The organism is Erwinia pyri (genome assembly GCF_030758455.1).
Lineage (GTDB): Bacteria > Pseudomonadota > Gammaproteobacteria > Enterobacterales > Enterobacteriaceae > Erwinia > Erwinia pyri.
In genome coordinates, this window is the sequence record NZ_CP132353.1 from 4,044,642 (window position 1) to 4,066,117 (window position 21,476).

Genomic DNA, 21,476 nt, shown 5'->3' on the forward strand with positions numbered 1-21,476 from the left:
CCAGATTTCAGTGAGGTAATTTCTTGCTATTCAGATAATAACATCCTCAAAGAATGCATTAATATTGCAAAAAAGTTATTATTAATAGTTATCTATTAATATTTAACTCTGAAGGATCAGTACTGAGAAGCATTATATCGCTTCTAATAAACTTAAAAAAAATTTTTCTAATATCTTTTTACCTTAATGTTGATAATGGATTATGCAAATATTACTGGATGAAATGGGCAGTAAAACCTGCTGATGAAGGAAAGAGAGCCGCGCAGGCGTTGTCTGACAGTGAGTTACTCAAAAATTATGCGATGACCAAATGAGAGGTGATCAAATTGCTTCTTCAGAGTGCAGACATCAAGTTAAAAAATGAACATGGCATAAAGAACGAAACAGACTTTGACAGAATAGGTTTATAACTATACCTGACACCTGACATTTCTTTGTGATTTAGCTGCAGAAGAAACTTCAGCGGCACTTCAACATTCCGCCAGACAACTCACCCTGGCGGAGATGAAGGGGCTTTCCGATCGCATCTCAGCTTTACAGCTTCAGCGTTTTCTCTTTTTATAAAGCCTTAGCACTACTGCTTCAGGGCTTTGCCTCTTTCGCCAGCGCAGCAAAGACCTGCTCAACGGCCCAGGCACCCGGGTCTTTTACGCCGTTCAGGCTATCCTGATTCAGATAGGAAGAGCGCCCCGCCTGTGCTTTCACCATTTTTGCCGTTTCGTCAGCGCCTCTCTTCGCCGCAGCGGCCACACTGGCGAGATCTTTACCGGCTACCAACGCTTCAAAGGCAGGATGCAGCGCGTCGATCATCGTGCGGTGCCCCGGACGTGCGCCGCCATAATGCTGCATGCGGTCCAGCCCCCAGCTCAGCGCCTGCGGCAGAGATTCGCCCTCTTCCAGCTTCTGCCCGGCAGCGGTAAACATGATCGACATCAGCACGCCGCTGGAGCCGCCCATCACCATGGCAAGCTGCTCCCCCACCAGGGTTAGCAGGCTGTGCAGTTCATTTAAGGGCAGCTTTTTCTCCTGCAGCTCCTTCAGAATTTTGCCCGCGCCCGCGGCAAAGGTTGAGCCGGTATCACCATCGCCAACTTTGGCATCCAGCTGATTCAGCTCGCTTTCCAGCCCCACCAGCGTGGTACAGATGGTGCGGAGGGCGGCCGCCACGCCAGCATTTTCAGACGGGGTTGTCTGTTGATGCGAAGCGGTTTTCTCGCCCTTAACAGGCTTCGGCGCCTTTACCTCCACGGCCGGTTGCCAGCCGCTGGCTTCCACTGGTGCAAGCAGCGCCTCTTCCAGTTCTGGAGAGAGCAGCAGCGTTGAAAGGGAAAAACCTTTCATATCCAGCGCGCTGACCAGTGTGGCCGGGCCAACCAGGTGCTTTACCGATTTCCCCAGAGAGGAGTTCAGCGTCTCACGCGTCAATACCGCCATCTCTAAGGCGGAAAAACCGCCCAGATTATTGATCAGCAGAGCCACTTTTTGACCCTTTGCATTATGCTCCGCCAGCTTTTCCGTCAGTACGTTAACGATCTCCACGCTGTTTTGCGTTTTCAGCGTAGAGGCGCCTGGCTCGCCATGAATGCCCATCCCCAGCTCGCTCTGCCCTTCACCTACCCGATCGTCACGTTTTTCACCCGGTACATGACAGGTGGAAAAAGCCAGGCCGATACTGGCCGTCGCGGTAATCGCTTCCGTTGCCAGTGCCGTCACCTCTTTCAGAGAGTGTCCCTGTTCGGCTGCAAAGCCCGCCACTTTATGCACCAGCGCCGTTCCGGCGATGCCGCGCGGCTGGGGATTATCCGGCAGAGCAATATCATCCGTTACCATCACCAGCTCAACATTGAATCCCAGCTTTTTTGCTTTCTCGGCCGCCAGGCCAAAATTGAGCCGGTCGCCGGTGTAGTTTTTTACAATCAGCAGGCAGCCTTTCTCACCGGTCACGTTCACGATGGCGCTGAGCACCGCATCCACGCTGGGTGAGGCGAAGATATCGCCACAGACTGCCGCAGTCAGCATCCCTTTGCCCACAAATCCTACGTGAGCAGGCTCATGGCCCGATCCCCCACCGGAAATCAACGCGACGTTCGATTTATCCCAGTCATTACGGACTACTACCCGGATATCTTCCCCTACCTCTAACTGGCTCAGATTATGGTACCGGCTACTAACCAGTGCCCCTTCGATCGCTTCATTAACCAGGCTGCTCTTCTGATTCATAAAAAACTGACTCATGCTGCTTCTCTCTCTGATGAAATGAAAAGGAATCTAAGTCACTAACTGTAGCTGAATTATTCTGGTAAACAGGGAGAAAAGAGCATGATGTAAGGTGGATAGAGCAGAAGAATTAAGATAAAGCTTAAGACATTAATTTAATGCCATTAATTGAACAATTAACTTATCAGGTTACATATTATTCTACTCAGGCAATATTCCCGTTTTTATTTATTCTTCAGACCAGCGCGAGCCAGAGAGTTTATTGTCACGTTTTGACACAAAATTTCAATCTACTGATAGATAAAAGAATTATTTCTTAACACTTTCTTATCAAAATGAATATCACCAAAAATTCTGTGCGCTGTAATGCCGGCTTAGTCACATTTTTCTGCTAATTTTTTTTACCCGAGTGCGAAATGACTTAAAATAAGCATGATTTTTAAGAAATGCTTGTGGCAAACATAATTTTCCATTAAAAAGAACTGAGCGGATAAGTTATAGCAGTTATTAAAATACCGCTCACAGCAAATACATTGGGTTCCATCACGCCAACACCAGGGCGTTCAGGAAGCAGACCATCAGGTCTGCTTTTTTTTGTCAAAAGAGGGATGTCGGGTAAGCGTTAACGGAAAACAGTGATCGCTTCTACCAGACGCGTTGCCTGATGGGTCATCCGTCCGGATGCCTGTGCGCCCTCTTCTACCCGGGCCGCATTCTGATGGGTAATATTATCGAGATCCTCTACCGCCAGGCTGACTTCACTTAGCGCCGTCGCCTGCTCGGAAGTCGCCGCGCTGATCTGCGCAATCAGCGTGGTCACGTTCTGTACCTGCGAAACAATGTTATCCATAGTTTGTCCGGCATCGTTAACGTGTTCGCTGCCCAGCCGCACTTTGGTGGCGCTGTTCTCCACCAGATTCTTGATCTCGCTGGCGGCTTTGGCGCTGCGCTGCGCCAGGCTGCGGACCTCGCCAGCCACCACCGCAAAGCCTTTGCCCTGCTCACCGGCGCGCGCGGCCTCCACGGCCGCATTCAGCGCCAGAATATTGGTCTGAAAGGCGATGCCGTCAATCACACTGGTAATGCTGGCAATTTTCTTCGAGCTTTCGGCGATTTCGGCCATCATGGTGACCATCTCTTTCATCGCTTTGCCGCCCTTGCTGGCCACATCACTGGTGCTTTTCGACAGTGAATTCACCTGCTGCGCCGTTTCGGTATTACTTTGCACCGTCGCGGTCATCTCATTCATCGTGGCGGCAGTCTGCTGTACGTTAGCCGCCGCCTGTTCTGTACGACGGCTCAGCTCATTGTTGCCCTGCGCTATCGCATCACTGGCGCTGAGCACGTTGATCGCCTGACCGCTGACATCATCCACCAGCCAGCGGAACATCAGGCCCAACTGATCGATCGCCCGTAGCGTGGTACCGACTTCATCCACATGATCGACCTGGTCAACCTGATGGCTGGCGCCCGTTGCCACGCGCAGCGCCTGCTGGCACATCTTTTCAATCGGACGCGAAATCTTCTGCTCCAGCCAGGCCGAAGTCAGAATCAGTAACAGCGCCATGATGCCGCTGAAAATAGCCAGAGATTGCACAGGCAGACCCAACATCCAGACGGCCGCTAATGAAAGAGGTAACAGAGCAATCAGGGTTGTACGGATACGCCAGCGCAGCGGCAGCGTTTTGAGCAGGGATGCCCAGCGCAATATGCCGGTTCTGACCAGCAGTCCTTTATGGAAACGCCACCCTTTACGTTTGCCCTCGCGGAATTCGCGGTAAAGCCGTTCGGTTGCCTGAATTTCCTGCGCGGTGGGTTTAATGCGCACGGACATAAAGCCCTGCACTTTGCCCTCTCTGACCACAGGAATGGCATTAGCCCGTACCCAGTAGTAGTCGCCATTCTTACGGCGATTCTTCACCAGTGCCGTCCAGGGCTCACCCAGTTTCAGCGTTGCCCACATATCCTCGAAGACCTCTGACGGCATATCAGGATGCCGCACTATGTTATGCGGCTGGCCGTTAATCTCTTCCGGCGTAAAGCCGCTAATTTCAATAAACGCATCATTGGCATAAGTGATGTGACTACTGGTATCAGTAATCGTCATCAGTGTAGCCCGATCGTCAAACATATACTCTTGCTGAGTGACGGGTAAATTTGTACGCATGAATGGATACCCTTGAGGCTGCCGCCTGAATTGACTTAGTAAGATAAATTACGGTTTTTTATATTTTCGGCGGCTGAGGAGTGAACTTTAGCGGCCTGAAGGAAATTACGTGATTCTTGTCGCAAAACGGGAATCCAGGCGGGGCGTGCATTGCGCAGAAAACGAACCGGTTCCAGAGCAGAGATACCCCTGCATCTGCCAGGTCATTATTATCAAGAGGAACTTCAGGATATTGCGGAGATATCTTTGCAGAAGAGCAGCGACTGGAAAAAAAAGCGGGGAAACTGAAGGTTATTAAAGGGTGCTGAGGGCGGGTTTTCCTGCCCTCAGCACCCGCTTATCATCAGGTTGCTGGCGCGAATTTCTTCATTTTTGATTCATATTCCACAGCCTGTTTAGCATCGAACTGGTTTTCCCATTTGGCAATAACCAGCACGGCCAGCGCATTCCCCACCACGTTCAGCGCGGTACGCGCCATGTCCATGATGCGGTCTACGCCAGCAATAAACGCCAGGCCTTCCAGAGGAATACCTACGCTGCCCAGCGTAGCCAGCAGCACCACAAAGGAGACGCCCGGTACGCCCGCGATGCCCTTTGAGGTCACCATCAGCGTCAGTACCAGCACGATTTCCTGCCCCACAGAGAGGTCGATACCGTAAAGCTGAGCGATAAAGATGGCCGCGATGCTTTGGTACAGCGTTGACCCGTCCAGGTTAAAGGAGTAACCGGTCGGCACCACAAAGCTGGTGATCGATTTCGGCGCACCATAGGCTTCCATCTTCTCCATGATACGCGGCAGCACGGTTTCCGAACTGGAGGTGGAGTAAGCGAGGATCAGCTCATCTTTCAGAATCCGCATCAGCGTGGTGATACGCAGTTTGCAGAGCCGCGCTACGGCACCCAGCACCACAAAAGCAAAGAACAGGATCGCGACATAGACCAGGATAACCAGCTTCGCTAACGGCCAGAGCGAGGCGAAACCGAAGTTGGCGATAGTCACCGAAATCAGCGCAAACACCCCAATCGGCGCGTAACGCATGATCATATGCGTGACTTTAAACATCGCTTCAGAGGTAGAGCGGAACACCTTCAGCAACGGATCGCGGTGTTCGGCAGGCAGCGAAGAGAGCCCCAATCCAAACAGCACCGAGAAGAAGATGATCGGCAGCATGTCGCCTTTGGCGATGGCGGCAAAGATATTCTGCGGGATCAGCGACAGAATGGTGGTGACCAGGCTGTGCGCCCCGCCCTGCACCTGCGCCGTGGTTGCTTCATACTTAGAGATGTCCACCGTTGCCAGCGTCGACATATCAATGCCGTAGCCGGGTTGAAACACGTTCGCCAGGGTAATGCCTACCACAATGGCAATGGTGGTTATCACTTCAAAATAGACGATGGTTTTTACGCCAATGCGCCCGAGTTTTTTTGCATCGCCCACGCCGGCAATACCGACGATCAGCGTGGAGATAACGATGGGTACCACTATCATTTTGATCAGGTGAATAAAGATGTCACCGGCCGGGCTGAGAATGTTAGTGATTAACCATTCACGTTCTCCCGGCTGGTTATGCAATATAGCGCCGACGATGATCCCCAGTACTAACGCCGTCAGTATTTGCCAGGCAAGGCTGAATTTTGCTTTCATAACTTGTCTTTTTCCTTAACAAAACCCGTTCTCCGCGCAGGTTGGCGGAATGAATCACTCTCAAGGGGAGTAGGCCGATGTCGGCTAATTCGCGGATAATGGATGGTTGAAACCTGAATTTCAGGCGCGTAATCAGTACCATTTTCACTGGTATAAATGCAACCCTAAGCGACATGTGGCTACTTTATGGGCAGGGAACAGGATAAAGCTCTGAAACGCCCCCACTTATAGTAACCTGTTGTTATACTTAGAAATAATTGCATCTTATTAAGCATATCTATGCAATTTGTGTCATTGAGCTGAAATAAAGACAGGTTTCAGTTGTCTCTTTTATGACCAGTGATTTTCGCTGATGCGCCGCTTTGGTGGACAAAAAGGCGAAAAGGTTCCAGCTTCTGGGGGCCGTTCAGAGCCATTTCATGCGCTGAATCATGACGTGATCTGTGGCGCAAAAAGCAAACAAAACTCCCCGGCTCGCTTTAATTAACCTTTGATTGACATATCATTAACATCTTCAAGGAGATTTGCCATGAGCCAACAACACCGACATCCTGTTCCCGCCAATATTGCGGAAAATACCCTGATCACTGCTCAGCAGTACCAGTCCATGTATCAACAGTCTGTCCAGGACCCAGAGGCGTTCTGGGGCGAACAAGGCAAAATACTCGACTGGATCAAACCCTTTTCTGCGGTGAAGAACACCTCGTTCGCGCCGGGTAATATTTCGATCCGCTGGTATGAGGATGGCACGCTGAACCTGGCGGCTAACTGCCTTGACCGTCATCTGCACAACCGTGGCGATCATCCCGCCATTATCTGGGAAGGCGATGATGCTAATGAGAGTAAAACGCTGACATTCCGCGAGCTTCATCGTGAAGTCTGTCGCTTTGCCAACTCCCTGACCGAGCTTGGGGTGAATAAAGGCGATGTGGTGGCTATCTATATGCCGATGGTGCCGGAAGCTGCGGTTGCCATGCTGGCCTGCGCGCGCATTGGTGCGGTGCACTCGGTGATTTTTGGCGGCTTTTCCCCGGAGGCGGTGGCGGGCCGCATTATTGATTCCAGCGCGAAGCTGGTGATCACCGCCGATGAAGGGGTTCGTGCCGGCCGTACTATCCCGCTTAAAAAGAATGTTGATGATGCGCTGGCTAATCCCGGCGTTAAGACCATTACCAATGTGGTGGTGTTCAGGCGCACCGGCAAAGAGACGGGCTGGGTTAATGGCCGCGACGTCTGGTGGCATGAGTTAATGAACAAGGCCAGCGCGCACCATCAGCCGGAAGAGATGAACGCGGAAGATCCGCTGTTTATCCTTTATACCTCAGGTTCTACCGGCAAACCCAAAGGGGTCTTGCACACCACCGGCGGTTATCTGGTCTATGCAGCCACCACCTTTAAATATGTTTTTGATTACCATCCTGAAGATATCTACTGGTGCACCGCTGATGTGGGCTGGATAACCGGCCACAGCTACCTGCTGTATGGCCCGCTGGCCTGCGGCGCGACCACGCTGATGTTCGAGGGGGTGCCAAACTGGCCGAAACCGAGCCGGATGGCAGAAGTCGTCGATAAACACAAAGTGACCCTGCTCTATACCGCCCCTACCGCCATTCGCGCCCTGATGGCCGAAGGCGACAAAGCGATTGCCGGAACCGATCGCTCCAGCCTGCGCATTATGGGTTCAGTGGGAGAACCGATTAACCCGGAAGCGTGGGAGTGGTATTACAACAAAATTGGTGACGGACGCTGCCCGATTGTGGATACCTGGTGGCAGACCGAAACGGGCGGCTTTATGATCACCCCGCTGCCTGGCGCAACCGAACTGAAAGCGGGTTCAGCGACCAAACCCTTCTTCGGCGTACAGCCTGCTCTGGTAGACAATGAAGGGCACGCTCAGGAAGGCGCCTGTGAAGGCAACCTGGTGATTGTGGACTCCTGGCCGGGCCAGGCCCGCACCCTGTATGGCGATCACGACCGCTTTGAACAGACTTACTTCTCTACCTTCAAAAATATGTACTTCAGCGGTGACGGCGCACGCCGGGACGAGGATGGTTACTACTGGATCACCGGACGGGTTGACGATGTGCTGAACGTTTCAGGCCATCGCCTTGGCACGGCAGAGATCGAATCGGCGCTGGTGTCGCACCCGAAAATTGCCGAGGCTGCCGTGGTAGGGATCCAGCACAGCATCAAAGGCCAGGCGATTTATGCCTATATCACCCTGAACAGCGGCGAAGAGCCCTCTGCTGAGCTTTATACCGAGGTGCGTAACTGGGTGCGCAAAGAGATTGGTCCGATTGCCACGCCGGATGTGCTGCACTGGACCGACTCGCTGCCGAAAACCCGCTCGGGCAAGATTATGCGCCGCATCCTGCGCAAAATTGCCTCGGGCGATACCAGTAATCTGGGCGACACCTCCACGCTGGCCGATCCTGGCGTCGTGGAGAAACTGCTCGAAGAGAAGCAGTCCATTAAAATGCCGTAAAGGCAGAGAGTTTAAATAGCGTCATAGCGGTAAACGGGCAGCGTAATAAAAAGAAGTTAATAACGCTGCCCATTATTCATTTCACTAACAGTCATTGAATGTTTTAAACCTATCCTGCCGACCCTGAATAATTCGAGGTTTGGTGCTGCGAACGTATTCCTGGAGCCTGCTCCAGGGCACATTCGTGCACTATCCGCAGCCTGAAATATGACGGGAAATACCCCTGGAGACTCTGTGATGAATGACATTATTTATCAACGGATAGAAAAGAGTGCACGCTTTAAAGAACTGGTGAGAAAGCGCCAGGCCTTTGCCACTCTGCTCTCCGTTATCATGCTTATTCTGTATGTGGGCTTTATTCTGCTGATTGCCTTTGCGCCCGGCTGGCTGGGTACGCCGCTACATGCCGGAACCAACGTTACCCGGGGTATTCCGATTGGCGTGGGGCTTATTGTGATCTCTTTTGTACTGACAGGCGTTTACGTCTGGCGCGCTAACGGTGAATTTGACCGTTTAACCCGTGAGTTGCTGAATGAGGTAAAAGGATGAAATATCGTCATCTGTTATTTAGCCTGCCCGCTCTTTTGCCTTTTACCGCGCTGGCTGCCGATGCAATAACCGGCGCGGTGGAGAAGCAGCCGACCAATTACGAAGCGATAATTATGTTTATTATCTTCGTGGCGGCTACGCTCGGCATTACTTACTGGGCCTCTAAACGCACCCGTTCCCGCAATGATTATTATACGGCCGGCGGCAATATCACCGGCTTCCAGAACGGACTGGCCATGGCGGGTGACTTTATGTCAGCCGCCTCTTTTTTGGGCATCTCCGCGCTGGTTTATACCTCTGGTTACGACGGACTGATCTACTCGCTGGGCTTCCTGGTGGGCTGGCCGATTATTCTGTTTCTGATTGCCGAACGCCTGCGTAATCTTGGACGCTATACCTTTGCTGACGTGGCCTCTTACCGCCTGAAGCAGTTGCCGATCCGCACGCTTTCCGCCTGCGGCTCGCTGGTGGTTGTCGCGCTCTATCTTATTGCTCAGATGGTAGGCGCAGGCAAACTCATCCAGCTGCTGTTTGGCCTGGATTACCACATTGCGGTGGTGCTGGTAGGAATATTGATGGTGCTCTACGTGCTGTTCGGCGGCATGCTGGCCACCACCTGGGTACAGATTATTAAAGCCGTACTGCTGCTGTTTGGCGCCAGCTTTATGGCGATTATGGTAATGAAGACGGTAGGTTTCAGCTTTAATAACCTGTTTACCCAGGCGATGGCTGTGCACCCGAAAGGCATTGAGATCATGCGGCCTGGCGGGCTGGTGCACGACCCCATCTCCGCCCTGTCGTTGGGGCTGGGGCTGATGTTTGGTACCGCCGGTCTGCCGCACATTCTGATGCGCTTCTTCACCGTCAGCGACGCCCGCGAAGCGCGTAAAAGCGTCTTCTACGCCACCGGATTCATGGGCTATTTCTACTTCCTGACCTTTATTATTGGCTTTGGCGCTATCCTGCTGGTCGGCGCTAATCCCGCCTTTAAGGATGCCAGCGGCCTGCTGATTGGGGGGAATAACATGGCGGCGGTGCATCTTGCCGATGCAGTGGGCGGCAGCCTGTTCCTGGGCTTTATCTCCGCCGTTGCCTTCGCCACCATTCTGGCGGTGGTGGCTGGCCTGACGCTGGCAGGCGCATCTGCGGTTTCGCACGATCTCTACGCCAGCGTGTTCCGCAAAGGTCAGGCGACCGAGCTGCAGGAGCTGCGGGTTTCCAAAATCACCGTGGTGCTGCTGGGATTTGTCGCTATCACGCTGGGGATTTTGTTCGAGAAGCAGAACATCGCCTTTATGGTTGGGCTGGCGTTCTCGATTGCCGCCAGCTGTAACTTCCCGATTATCCTGCTGTCGATGTACTGGTCGAAGCTGACCACGCGCGGCGCGATGATTGGCGGCTGGCTGGGGCTGATCACCGCCATTGTGCTGATGGTGCTTGGACCGACTGTCTGGGTACAGGTGCTGGGCAATGCCAAACCGATCTATCCGTATGAGTATCCGGCGCTCTTCTCGATGCTGGCGGCCTTTATTGGCACCTGGCTCTTCTCGGTCACCGATCATTCCGTATCGGGCGCACAGGAGCGTCAGCGCTTCCAGGCACAGTTTGTTCGTTCACAGACGGGTGTGGGCATTGAGGGCGGCAAGGCGCACTGAGTCAAGCTAAGAGGGGCGGATCGAACGATCCGCCCTGTGCATCAGAAGTGAACTGAAGCACCTACATAAGGGCCATCGGCAATGACGTTATCTTTACGACCGTCTTTGCCGTTCAGGCTCATGTATTTATAACCTACACGCACATCAACCAGAGAGATTGGCTGGAAGCTGACGCCGCCTGACGCTTCCTGGTAGTCATCGATGTGGCTGGAGAAGGCGTCCGGAGAGTAGTAGTACTCACCGTAAATGTTGAACATTTTGGTCACAGGCACCCGCACGCCGCCGCCGACCGCAACGGCATAGCCATCTTTGCTGTCAGTAGGGTTTGTGGACATCACTTTCACGCCAGGGGAGAGGAACACATCGCCAACGGCGACGTTGTAGCCCAGACCCAGGCTCTCTACGTTGCCGTCATGATCGCTGCGCAGCCAGTCGCCTGAAAGCGCGAAGCCTGGCGAGTTAGTCCCCAGCCCTACACGCACGTGGGTGTAATCTTCACCGACGTTAACGCCGCCATCGATTGCCTGCGCGGATCCTGCCAGCGCCAGAAGCGCCAGTGCGCCTGCGGTAGTTGCCACTGCTTTCATTTTTTTTCTCCTGATGAATTTACTCACGCCTTTATCGGGCGGCTTCGCAGAGTAAACTAACTGTGGCCTGAATAAAATGAGAGAGGGCCTTATCACTGGAGAATTTAGTTAACATTACAAATCATCTGGTAACAGGATGTGTCCCTCAGACCGCTGCCCAGAGCAAATGCCCGATTGCAGGCGCAATCACCACGGTCACCACGCCAGAGAGCATCATCACCAGGCTTGAGACTACGCCCTCTTCCTGGCCCAGCTCATAAGCACGCGCCGTTCCCGCCCCATGAGAAGCCGCGCCGAACCCGGCACCTTTTGCCATCCCCTGTTTTACCGCCAGCCTGATAAACAGCAGATCGCCCACCGCCATGCCAAATACGCCGGTGATCACCACAAACAGGGCGACGAGGTCGGGTTGACCGCCAAGCTGTTTAGCCGCAGCAAGCGCAAATGGTGTGGTGATGGAACGCACCGCCAAGCTGCGCTGGATCTCCTCTGGCAGCGTCAGCAGCCGCGCCAGCCACACCGAGCTGAATATGGCCACGGTTGTGGCGGTGATAACGCCTGCGGTTAACGACATCCAGTGACGCCTGATAATGGCCAGATTCTCATAGACCGGCACGGCAAAGGCGAGCGTGGCGGGTCCCAGCAACCACAGCAGCCAGTGGCTCTCACCAATATAGTTCTGCCACGAGATGTGCGTGACCAGCAGCAGCGCCACCAGGATCAGCGGCGTCATCACCAGTGGCATCAGCAGCAGCTTGTGCCAGCGGCGGTAGAGACGCTTATTGAGGAAATAGATGCACACCGTGGCAATCAGGCAGAGAATGCTGATAAGGAAGCTGGTCATTGCGCGCCCCTTTTCTTCCGCTCTGCCAGCCAGATCTCCAGGCGATAAACCCGATCGACCACCAGCGCCGTCGCTGCCAGCACCAGCAAAGTGCTGAGGCCAATCACCAGCATAATCCGCCAGCCCTCCACCCGCAGTAGCTGGGAGTAGTTCACTACCGCAACCACGGCCGGAATAAAGAACAGCAGCATTTCGGCCAGCAGCCAGCGCGAGCCCGCCTTCACCCAGCCCAGCGGCAGCACGCGCAGCATGATTAAGGCCAGTAACAGCAGCATGCCGACGATGTTAGCAGGCAACGGCAGATGGAATCTCTCCACCAGCTGCTGGGCGACCAGAAAGAAGGCGATATAGAGTGCGACCTGAAGTGGAACCTGAACACGTTGCAGCCAACCCGTTCTTTGCGAGCTAATGACCAACGCCATACTGACTTCTCCCCAAATGTAGTGAGCCACCAGTATAAAACGGTTACAAACAGTGAAAAAAATGACTTAATATTATTCAAACTATGCCGTACAGGAATGATTATGGACGTTCGGGCCCTGCGCTATTTTGTCGAAGTGGTACGCCAGCAAAGCTTTACGCGGGCGGCGGAGCAACTTTATGTCACTCAGCCCACCATCAGTAAGATGCTCCGCCAGCTTGAGGATGAGCTGGGTTGCACGCTGCTGATCCGTGAGGGCCGCAAGCTGCATCTGACCGATACCGGTCAGGCGGTTTACCAGCGCGGGATGACCATCCTGCAGGAGTTCAAGCAGCTTGAAGCTGAGATCAGCGATATTAACGATTTGAAAACCGGCGAGCTGCGGTTAGGTATTCCGCCGATGGTGGGGATGCAGATTGCGGGTTCAATCTCCGCCTTTCGTCAGCGTTATCCCGGCGTGGAGCTGAAAATCTCTGAGTTTGGCGGCTTAACGGTCCAGCAGGCGGTGCTCTCCGGAAGCCTGGATATTGCGATGACCGCGCTGCCGGTTGCCGATGATTTGCCGCTTAACGCTTTGCCGCTGATGAGCCATCCGCTCTGCGTGCTGGTCCCGCGCACCAGGGAGTGGCTGCGGCGCACGCATATTCCGATTGCCGAGCTGGCCTCGCAACCTATCCTGATTTACAACGAAGAGTTCTCCCTCAATCGCCAGCTGATGAAGGCTTTTCAGTCCAGCGGCTTTACGCCGCAGATAGCCGTACGCAGCGGCCAGTGGGATTTTTTAGCGGCAATGGTGCAGGCCGGAATGGGTGTTGCCATTCTGCCGGAGCCGATCTGCCAGCGGCTGGATAAGAAGCACCTGCTCTGGCTGCCGCTGGAGTCCGACCTGGTCTGGAAGCTGGGGCTTATCTGGCGGGAAGGCAGCTATCTGTCAAAAAGCGCTCAGGCCTGGATCGCCTGCTGCCGCGAGTTCTGGCCCGGTCAGGCCCCGACGCTGTCGGTAGGGTCGAGGACCTGAGGGAGAACTTTAATGTAAATCGTGTACGGCAAAAAGGCATCACTTGTCACCAGCACAAAGCCCTATAGCCTGACGTACAGGATCAAAAGCGAAGAAGGCGCGAATGGGACGACCAGCATACTGTATACGAAGCTCTTTCATATTTTTGTACCTGGAGCCTTTCACCGTATATCGCTCTCACTCTTCCTTCTCGATCAGCAGCGCCTCCAGCAGATCGAGATCGTGCAGCAGCTTCTGCATCGTCTCATTGCTGATCTTCTGCGTGGCGCGCAGGTGATAGAGTTCAGCGCGTTCGGCGCGCAGCGCGGTCAGGCGGAAGCGGCGTTCAAGATTCTCGGCGAAGAGCGAACGCTCAAGATCCTCTTTCCCTACCACCCGACGACGAAGATTACCTGTAACCCGTGAGCTCACCTCTTTGATCAGTTCAGGATCGATATTCTCTTCCGTATCCGCTACCAGACGCTCTTCCATCTTGTGCAGGCTCTCAATGGCGGTACCGGCCATGACCGCACGGGCCATCTGAACCTCGTGGCGATGCGCGTTCTTATCCTTGCCGGCAATCCCGCGCAGCAGCAGCGGCAGCAGCACAACGCCCACCAACAGCGAGAACAGGATCACGCCCGTTGCCAGGAACACCAGCTCATAACGCGCCGGGAAAGCGTCGCCATTGCTCAGATAGAGCGGAATAGAGAGGACACCGGCCAGGGTAATCGCCCCGCGAACGCCAGCGAAAGAGGCGATCAGCAGCTCACGCAGCGAATAGGTGGTGAACTCCATCGGCTTCTTCTTCAGCAGCCGTTTGCTGATCAGCTGCATGGTCCACAGCCAGCCGAAACGCACCACCATCAGCGCGGCGTAAATCAGCACCACGGAGAGCATCAGCATCCATAAATCGACGTTCGGATCGGCATCCGCCTGCGTGACCGAGATCTGCAGGATGGCGGGCAGCTGCAGTCCCAGCATCAGGAACACCATGCCGTTAAACACAAATTCCAGCATCTGCCAGACGCTGTTGGCACGCAGGCGCATCGCCAGCGGAGCCTGACGGATAATCCCGGAGCGGGTGATGGTCATACCGGCCGCTACCGCCGCCAGAATGCCCGATACGCCGATATGTTCAGCAATCAGATAAGAAGCAAAAGGCAGCAGCAGCAGCAGTACGGTTTGCGTAGCCGGATCGTCTCCGCTCCAGCGGCTGAACAAACGCAGCGATTTACCATAAAGCCAGCAGATAGCGATACCCGCCAGCAGGCCGCCGATCGCCACTTTCAGGAATTCGATGGTGGCTCCCGATACGGTAAACACCATCGTTCCCATCGCTACAGCTACCGCAAACTTCAGGGAGACCAGGCCGGAGGCGTCGTTCATCAGCGCCTCGCCCTGCAGAATCGACATAATTTTTTTCGGTATTCGCCCCTCCCCCACAATGCCGGAGAGCGCCACGGCATCGGTTGGTGAAAGGACCGCTGCCAGCGCAAAAGCAGGCAACAGCGGGATCCCAGGCACCAGCCAGTAAATCAGGTAGCCAATCCCCACGACCGTGATCAAAACCAGAACCAGTGCCAGGCCGATAATCTCACGCCCGTGATGCAGGAATTCGCTGGTGGGTGTTTTCCAGCCATCTGCAAACAGCAGCGGCGGGATAAACAGCACCAGGAACAGCTCGGGGTCGAAGTCGACATGCAGGCCAAACGTCGGCCAGGCTAGCAGCGCTCCCAAGCCTATCTGCACCAGCGGCAGCGGGATTTGAAAGGGGATAATGCGGGCGGCAACGCCGGAGAGCGACACCATCAGCGTTAAAATGAGGATAGTAAAAAAGATTTCCATGTTTTCCTTATACGTCTTCCTGGGGAGTGCTAAAACTCAGACGAAAATGCGATCGGACCTGGTGAATAGTAAAACAAAAAGGGGAAGGGTTTAAAAACAGGAAGTGCCTATTTGCAGAAAAAATTGGAGAGAAAATGAGAAGCGGGAGCCGCAAGCCGGCTCCCGGAAAATCAGATCGCCCAGCCGCCGGCATAAAATGCCACCAGCGCGACCGCAATGATCACCGTGCCGGCATTCAGCTTGCGCCACTCGCCTGCGAATATCCGGCCAATTACCAGTGAACCGAAACCAAGCATGATGCCGGTAACGATGTTACAGGTCAGGACGATAAACACCGCCGCCAGCAAACCGGACATCGCGTCGACAAAATCATCAAAATCAATTTTCGACACGTTGCTCAGCATCAGCAGACCGACATACATCAGCGCAGGCGCGGTAGCATAGCCCGGCACCAGGTAAGCCAGCGGGGAGAGGAACAGGATCAGCAGGAACAGGATGCCAACCACAATCGCCGTCAGGCCGGTTTTACCGCCTGCCGCCGTACCCGCTGCGGATTCAATATAGACCGCTGCAGGCGAAGCGCCTACCAGCCCGGAGAAGATGCTGCTGACGGAGTCAGTGGTCAGTGCCTTACCGCCGTTGATGATCTGATTATCTTTATCCAGCAGGTTTGCCTGCCCGGCCACCGCACGGATGGTACCCGTAGCATCAAAAACGGCCGTCATGACCAGCGCCAGCACGCTTGGCAGCACCGCAGGTTTCAGCGCGCCGAGGATATCCAGACTGAACACCAGTGAATTGCCTTGGGCATCGCTCAGACTTGGCATCGCAAACAGCCCCTGATACTTCACCGCCGGGTCAAAGATCAGACCGAGAATGGAGATCGCAATAACCGTCAGCAGGATACCACCCGGCACGCGCAGTTTTTCCAGGCCAAAAATCACCGCCAGCCCCAGCAGCGACATCATCACCGGAAACGACGCAAAGTCTCCCAATGCAACAGGCAGACCTGGCGCCGGGTTTTTCACCACCAGTCCTACGCCATCAGCGGCAATCAGCAGCAGAAACAGGCCAATTCCCACGCCGGTGCCATGCGCCACGCCCATTGGCAGGTTGCGCAGGATCCAGGAACGAATGCCGGTGGCAGAGATAATGGTGAACAGGATCCCCATCAGGAAGACGGCACCCAGCGCCACGGGCACGCTGATATGTTGACCCAATACCAGACTGAACGCGGTAAATGCGGTCAGCGAGATAGCACAGCCTATGGCCATTGGCAGGTTAGCCCACAGCCCCATGACCAGTGAACCGAAGCCCGCGACCAGACAGGTTGAGACAAAGACGGCCGCCGGAGGGAAACCCGCTTTGCCCAGCATGGAAGGAACAACGATAACGGAATAGACCATCGCCAGGAAGGTCGTGAGGCCTGCTATGATTTCCTGGCGAACAGAGCTGCCGCGCGCAGAAATTTTAAACCAGCTGTCCAGCGAACCGCCGGGCTGATGAGAAGGAGTCGACATAGTGAAAAATCCCCTGAGATTTCTTATGAGTTATTGCTGCGTGACGCATGAAGCAGACCTCGTTCAACGTTTTACCATCCCAGGACACTCTGTTCACAGACCGCAAAAAACCCCGTTCAGGGCGGCGGTTGGAAAAAAGGCAAACGTTTACTACGCCACGCAAAAGGCTACCATTTAAAGGCAAACGATTATCCAGCGTTTATTACTGCATTTTCAACTGCTGTTTGTGCCTGTTTTTGCACAAACCCTGAGCCAGCTCCTTGCGGTTTTATTTCGCCGCGGAAAGCGGAAACTCTACCCATCTGCCCTGCCGCCTCGTAATAGTGATTTCTTATAGGTGGATGGGCCGGAGTGAATGCTGAAACGCTGGACCTCTTCAGGGGAAAAAAGATTCAGCTAAGCTTCACTTCACCGCCCTTTTGCAGGGCACGCTGCCAGGCTGCGCGGCTCTGCACTTTTGCCAGCCAGGCCTGAATGGCAGGCGAGGTTGCCGCTCCGCCACGGGCGCTCAGCGCCTGAAGAGGAAAGCTCATCTGCACATCGGCAATGCTGAATTGCGCCCCGGCAAACCACTCGTGGCGGCTCAGATGTTGTTCAATAAAGTCCCTGTGGGTCGCCAGCTGCTTATCCAGATAAGCTTTCTGTACGCCCTTGCCAAAAGCGTTGCCAACGGGCCGTAACAGCCACGGCACCGGGGGCTGCCCCATCCGGCTGAAGATCAGCTTCATCACCAGCAACGGCATAAGAGACCCTTCTGCATAATGCAGCCAGTAGCGAGACTGCAGGCGTGCTTCTTCATCCAGAAGTTTCAGCCTGTTTTCTGTGTCATATCGCTCAGCGAGGTACTCAAGGATCGCACCCGACTCCGCAATCACCCGATTATCGTCGGTGATAACCGGAGATTTACCCAGCGGATGCACTTTTTTTAATGCCTCAGGCGCCAGCATGGTGGCTTCGCGCTGGTAAAGCTTAATCTGATAAGGGAGTTCTAACTCTTCCAGCATCCAGAGCACGCGCTGCGAGCGGGAGTTATTAAGATGGTGAACGGTAATCATGCGCTAACCTTGTGTTAAACGAAGAGTTAGCAGTATAGACCCCACTCAGGCATGGGGCTTATTCCTGTTCCGGCTCCAGCAGAATGGCACCGGTACCGCGCGCGCCTAACTGGTCATTGGGGTTACGCAACGGACAATCCTGCATAGAGAGACAGCCGCAGCCGATGCAGCCATCCAGATCGTCACGCAGCCGGGTCAGGGTTTCAATTCGCCGATCCAGCTCTTCGCGCCACTTTTCCGTCAGCACTTTCCACTCTTTAGGCGACATTCGGTGTCCGACAGGAAGCTGCATCAGATGTTCGCCAATCGTCGCCAGCGGGATCCCAATGCGCTGGGCAATTTTCACAATTGCCACCCGACGAAGCACATCGCGGTGATAACGCCGCTGATTACCGGCATTACGGAAGCTGCTGATTAATCCTTTGCTTTCATAAAAGTGCAGTGCAGAAACGGCCACGCCACAACGCTGGGCGACATCGCCCGGAGTCAGCTCCCGCTTGTTAGGGCAATTGCGATTTATTTTCATTCAGGCCTTTACCTCAAGTTAACTTGAGGAATTATACTCAGCAGCCATTGAGAAGACGAACTGAAATTTCTCACCAGGGAGAAGACCAGTATGCATGACGACATCATTCACACCCTTACCGACTGGATTGAAGGCAATCTCGATAAAACGCTGTCGATTGACGAAGTGGCTGCAAAATCGGGCTATTCGAAATGGCATTTACAGCGGATGTTTCGTACCGTCACTAAACAGACGCTGGGCAACTATATCCGTGAACGCCGCCTGACGCTGGCTGCCGAAGCATTACGCCAGACGCAGCGTCCGGTATTTGATATCGCCATGCAGTATGGTTACGACTCACAACAGACCTTCTCTCGCGTGTTTCGCCGTCAGTTTTCGCAGACCCCAACGGCTTACCGCCACATGATGCGTCGCCAGTCGCTGATCCGCCCTTCTGGCTATCGCTTCGACTGCAGCGATTTTGCTACGCACCCCTGTGCCAGCGTGGTCGATAAAACTGTCACCCCTGCCTGCAGCTGACGAGTGCCAGCCGCGCCCTTTCTGCACAAAGAGGGGCGTTGCCCTGGCATTAGCGCTGCAACCGTTCAGGCCCGATGGCGGATCTGTGGCGCGGCCTGCGGATCCTGGCCCCAAAATGAGGGGGAGAAATACCAGCCGCCGCCCAGCTCTTTGATGTGGTACATCGCCGCATCCGCCGTCGCCAGCAACGCCTCCCCGGACGCATGATCTCTGGCCAGCGCCACGCCAATACTCAGGGATTGCGATACCGTTTCGCCGTTCCCCAGCCGAATCGGCTGCCGCATCGCCTCTATGATATTTTCCGCCACCCTGGCCGCCTGGGCGCCGCTTTCGATTCCGGTCAGTAATACGGCGAACTCATCGCCTCCCAGGCGGGCTACCATATCTTCTTTGCGCAGCTTATTGCGCAGGCGTTGCGCGGTTTCTGCCAGTACGTTATCGCCGGCGGCATGGCCATAGGTATCGTTCACCTCTTTAAAACGATCGCCATCGATAAACAGTACCGCCAGTTTCTTCCTCTGCAGAGGATCGCTACGCAGCTTTTTCAGCTGCAGTTCAAAAGCCATGCGGTTGGGTAAGCCGGTCAGCGCATCATGCAACACCTGATGCGCCAGCGAATCATTTTCACGCTGCAGATGATGCTGCCACTCACTAAGCTCATCCAGCAGGCTGTTGAAATCTCCGCTCAGCTTATTCAGCTCTGCAATAGAGGAAGAAGGCACCCGCATTGAGAAGGCGCGTCGTATCCGGACATCGTGAGCCACAGAGGCAATGTTCAGCAGGCCGCTCAGGATCCCGGCGTGCATCCTGTTTGAGAGCCAGAACGCAAGAATTGCGGTAATCAGCAGGCTGCCGCTCAGCCATTTCAGCGCCTGACTGAGGTAGCGCATCACCCGGCTGGCGTCACCAGTCAGCCACACTTCGCCAATCTGCTGTCGGGCATGCATAATGGGCACGCTGACCGGCTGCGGGAAAAGCCAGTGCGTCACCAGATCTCCCACGCCTTCGGCGTGACGGGTGCCGGAAGCGGGCCAGCTGACCAGTACCCTCTTACTGGCATCAAGAACCCTGGCGTGGCCGAACTCTGCTGTCGCACCAATTTGCCGGACAATATCGCTGGCTGTGGCAGCGTCGCCCGCTAACACCGCCGGTTCCAGGCTGTAGCCCAGCGTGGTGGCGACCAGCTGAAGGTTATTTTCTGCATAGCTGCGCAACGCAAACAGCGACAGCACCGACAGCGAGATGCCGCTGAACATCAGCGACACGACAATGATCGCCAGATAAATCCGTTGCAGGGATTTGCGCAGCGTCGGCAACGGCTTTTTGCCCTTCCCTACAGCCTGTTCAGAATAGTCAGACATGCATCCTCCCTCACCTGTATGGCGGTGAATGAGCGTTGAGTAAAAAACACAAAGGCTCCTTTCTGGTTTTATTGCCCGATGCTGACTACTAAGCCGTTATTCAGCGAGCTAATTTTCAGGCAAAGCCTGCCCGTCCCGTAAAATAACAGGGATAGGAGGTAAGGATTTTGAGTATGAAAAAGCCTACAGCCCAGGGGCAGGTTGCACAACTTTTAACAGGTCGGATTCATCCCAAAGAGAAAATTTGGTTTAAGTCTGAAATAGAAGAAGCTAAAAACGTTACGCAATTAAGCTCTGGAGTGAATGACGGGTTATATCATCAACCTTGGGTAAGCACGTGCAAACAAAGCAGATTAAAAAATAAATAGTTAAATGCGCTCTTAACGGAATTAATTTTCATTTCGCGTCTCAAAAATAATTTTCTCGCCGATTCCGCTAATAACCCTCTTAATAACGACATCATCTCTTTTATGGCGACGCAACAAATTGACAAGCGCTGTTCGGAAGTAGTGCTGCAGCAATAAGCCCACTATTCGCCATTTTTGGAATAATTATGTAAACCTCAGGAAATAAAAGCTTATTTATCACGCCCGCAAAAAACTACCATACCAGGGCTGAATTTTGTTCAAATTTTAAAATCGAGTGATATAATGTGACGGTCGTCACACTTCTATGACCCTTTGTGTCTGCTCAGATGAAAAGCAACCTGGCAACTTTTCGGCTGAACTGGTGATGACTTGGCCTTTTGTCAGGGCAGTCTTACCTGGAGTATGAACAGATATGGGTACCTTAACCGCTAGCCTGGTATTGATGAGATGGGAACTGGTGAGTGCAGTAATGATGTTTTTCGCCAGCACCTTTAACGTGAAGTGCCGTAAAACCAGCCGCAACGGCATCGCCTTCATTTTTACTGGTGTAGGGATCGGCATGTCATGCTGGTTCGTTACAGGGCTGTTAGGCATCACGTTGAGTATGGAAAACCTGCACAACTTCTGGCACATCACAAAAGATGTGTTCATCGACGTCATGAGCCACACCCCTACTGATTATCCTATGCCCTGAAAACAAGCGAGCCGCTTT

At 54.0% G+C, this 21,476-nt stretch carries 18 protein-coding genes and 1 pseudogene; 7 read left to right on the forward strand and 12 right to left on the reverse strand.

Annotated elements, in window-relative coordinates:
- Positions 1 to 582 precede the first annotated feature (582 nt).
- The 3 genes from Q3V30_RS19175 to gltP all read right to left on the reverse strand — a co-directional run bounded on the left by Q3V30_RS19175 (position 583) and on the right by gltP (position 6,029).
- Positions 583 to 2,235 (reverse strand): dihydroxyacetone kinase subunit DhaK, encoded by a 1,653-nt coding sequence (locus Q3V30_RS19175; protein WP_306208513.1) that lies wholly within the window; start codon positions 2,233 to 2,235, stop codon positions 583 to 585.
- 604 nt (positions 2,236 to 2,839) lie between these two features.
- Positions 2,840 to 4,384, reverse strand: coding sequence for a methyl-accepting chemotaxis protein (locus tag Q3V30_RS19180; RefSeq protein WP_306208515.1), 1,545 nt, complete (start codon positions 4,382 to 4,384; stop codon positions 2,840 to 2,842).
- Positions 4,385 to 4,727: 343 nt separating this feature from the next.
- On the reverse strand, positions 4,728 to 6,029 hold the full coding sequence (gltP, locus tag Q3V30_RS19185; RefSeq protein WP_306208518.1) for a glutamate/aspartate:proton symporter GltP: 1,302 nt from the start codon (positions 6,027 to 6,029) through the stop codon (positions 4,728 to 4,730).
- A 529-nt stretch (positions 6,030 to 6,558) separates the two neighbouring features.
- Here gltP and acs point away from each other — a divergent pair.
- The 3 genes from acs (at position 6,559) to Q3V30_RS19200 (ending at position 10,718) form a co-directional block, all read left to right on the forward strand.
- A complete protein-coding gene (gene acs / locus Q3V30_RS19190; protein WP_306208521.1) occupies positions 6,559 to 8,514 on the forward strand; it encodes an acetate--CoA ligase in 1,956 nt (651 codons plus the stop codon).
- A gap of 237 nt (positions 8,515 to 8,751) precedes the next feature.
- Positions 8,752 to 9,063 (forward strand): DUF485 domain-containing protein, encoded by a 312-nt coding sequence (locus Q3V30_RS19195; RefSeq protein WP_306208523.1) that lies wholly within the window; start codon positions 8,752 to 8,754, stop codon positions 9,061 to 9,063.
- The gene (locus tag Q3V30_RS19200) at positions 9,060 to 10,718 is read left to right on the forward strand and encodes a cation acetate symporter (RefSeq protein WP_306208525.1); all 1,659 of its coding nucleotides are present in this window, start codon (positions 9,060 to 9,062) and stop codon (positions 10,716 to 10,718) included. The genes Q3V30_RS19195 and Q3V30_RS19200 overlap by 4 nt, the downstream gene beginning before the upstream one ends.
- 41 nt (positions 10,719 to 10,759) lie before the next feature.
- Here Q3V30_RS19200 and Q3V30_RS19205 read toward each other — a convergent pair whose 3' ends face one another.
- The 3 genes from Q3V30_RS19205 to Q3V30_RS19215 form a co-directional block, all read right to left on the reverse strand.
- Positions 10,760 to 11,305 carry a YfaZ family outer membrane protein gene (locus tag Q3V30_RS19205; protein ID WP_306208526.1) on the reverse strand — a complete coding sequence of 182 codons (546 nt, stop codon included), beginning with the start codon at positions 11,303 to 11,305 and terminating at the stop codon, positions 10,760 to 10,762.
- A 145-nt stretch (positions 11,306 to 11,450) separates the two neighbouring features.
- The gene (locus Q3V30_RS19210) at positions 11,451 to 12,149 is read right to left on the reverse strand and encodes an LrgB family protein (protein ID WP_306208528.1); all 699 of its coding nucleotides are present in this window, start codon (positions 12,147 to 12,149) and stop codon (positions 11,451 to 11,453) included.
- A complete protein-coding gene (locus Q3V30_RS19215) occupies positions 12,146 to 12,571 on the reverse strand; it encodes a CidA/LrgA family protein (RefSeq protein WP_306208530.1) in 426 nt (141 codons plus the stop codon). Before Q3V30_RS19215 ends, Q3V30_RS19210 begins: the two co-directional genes overlap by 4 nt.
- Before the next feature lie 102 nt (positions 12,572 to 12,673).
- Between Q3V30_RS19215 and Q3V30_RS19220 the strand changes: the two genes are divergently transcribed.
- The gene (locus Q3V30_RS19220; RefSeq protein ID WP_306208532.1) at positions 12,674 to 13,588 is read left to right on the forward strand and encodes a LysR family transcriptional regulator; all 915 of its coding nucleotides are present in this window, start codon (positions 12,674 to 12,676) and stop codon (positions 13,586 to 13,588) included.
- Between the two features lie 42 nt (positions 13,589 to 13,630).
- Here Q3V30_RS19220 and Q3V30_RS19225 read toward each other — a convergent pair.
- The 5 genes and pseudogenes from Q3V30_RS19225 to soxR form a co-directional block, all read right to left on the reverse strand.
- Positions 13,631 to 13,756: pseudogene (locus Q3V30_RS19225) on the reverse strand (type II toxin-antitoxin system RelE/ParE family toxin); the annotation flags it as partial.
- A 9-nt stretch (positions 13,757 to 13,765) separates the two neighbouring features.
- A complete protein-coding gene (locus Q3V30_RS19230) occupies positions 13,766 to 15,415 on the reverse strand; it encodes a Na+/H+ antiporter (protein ID WP_306208534.1) in 1,650 nt (549 codons plus the stop codon).
- Between the two features lie 170 nt (positions 15,416 to 15,585).
- Positions 15,586 to 16,935: an NCS2 family permease gene (locus tag Q3V30_RS19235; protein ID WP_306208536.1), complete on the reverse strand. Its 1,350-nt coding sequence runs from the start codon at positions 16,933 to 16,935 to the stop codon at positions 15,586 to 15,588.
- A 392-nt stretch (positions 16,936 to 17,327) separates the two neighbouring features.
- Entirely contained in the window at positions 17,328 to 17,990 is a 663-nt protein-coding gene (locus tag Q3V30_RS19240; RefSeq protein WP_306208538.1) for a glutathione S-transferase family protein, read from the reverse strand.
- A gap of 58 nt (positions 17,991 to 18,048) precedes the next feature.
- Complete coding sequence (gene soxR, locus Q3V30_RS19245) at positions 18,049 to 18,516, reverse strand: redox-sensitive transcriptional activator SoxR (protein ID WP_306208540.1); 468 nt, start codon at positions 18,514 to 18,516, stop codon at positions 18,049 to 18,051.
- A 90-nt stretch (positions 18,517 to 18,606) separates the two neighbouring features.
- Between soxR and soxS the strand changes: the two genes are divergently transcribed.
- Positions 18,607 to 19,035 (forward strand): superoxide response transcriptional regulator SoxS, encoded by a 429-nt coding sequence (gene soxS / locus Q3V30_RS19250; protein ID WP_306208542.1) that lies wholly within the window; start codon positions 18,607 to 18,609, stop codon positions 19,033 to 19,035.
- 65 nt (positions 19,036 to 19,100) lie between these two features.
- Here soxS and dgcN read toward each other — a convergent pair whose 3' ends face one another.
- Entirely contained in the window at positions 19,101 to 20,396 is a 1,296-nt protein-coding gene (gene dgcN, locus Q3V30_RS19255; RefSeq protein WP_306208544.1) for a diguanylate cyclase DgcN/YfiN, read from the reverse strand.
- A gap of 173 nt (positions 20,397 to 20,569) precedes the next feature.
- Between dgcN and Q3V30_RS19260 the strand changes: the two genes are divergently transcribed.
- A complete protein-coding gene (locus Q3V30_RS19260; protein ID WP_306208547.1) occupies positions 20,570 to 20,764 on the forward strand; it encodes a hypothetical protein in 195 nt (64 codons plus the stop codon).
- A gap of 412 nt (positions 20,765 to 21,176) precedes the next feature.
- Positions 21,177 to 21,458, forward strand: coding sequence for a YjcB family protein (locus Q3V30_RS19265; RefSeq protein ID WP_306208549.1), 282 nt, complete (start codon positions 21,177 to 21,179; stop codon positions 21,456 to 21,458).
- Positions 21,459 to 21,476 lie beyond the last annotated feature (18 nt).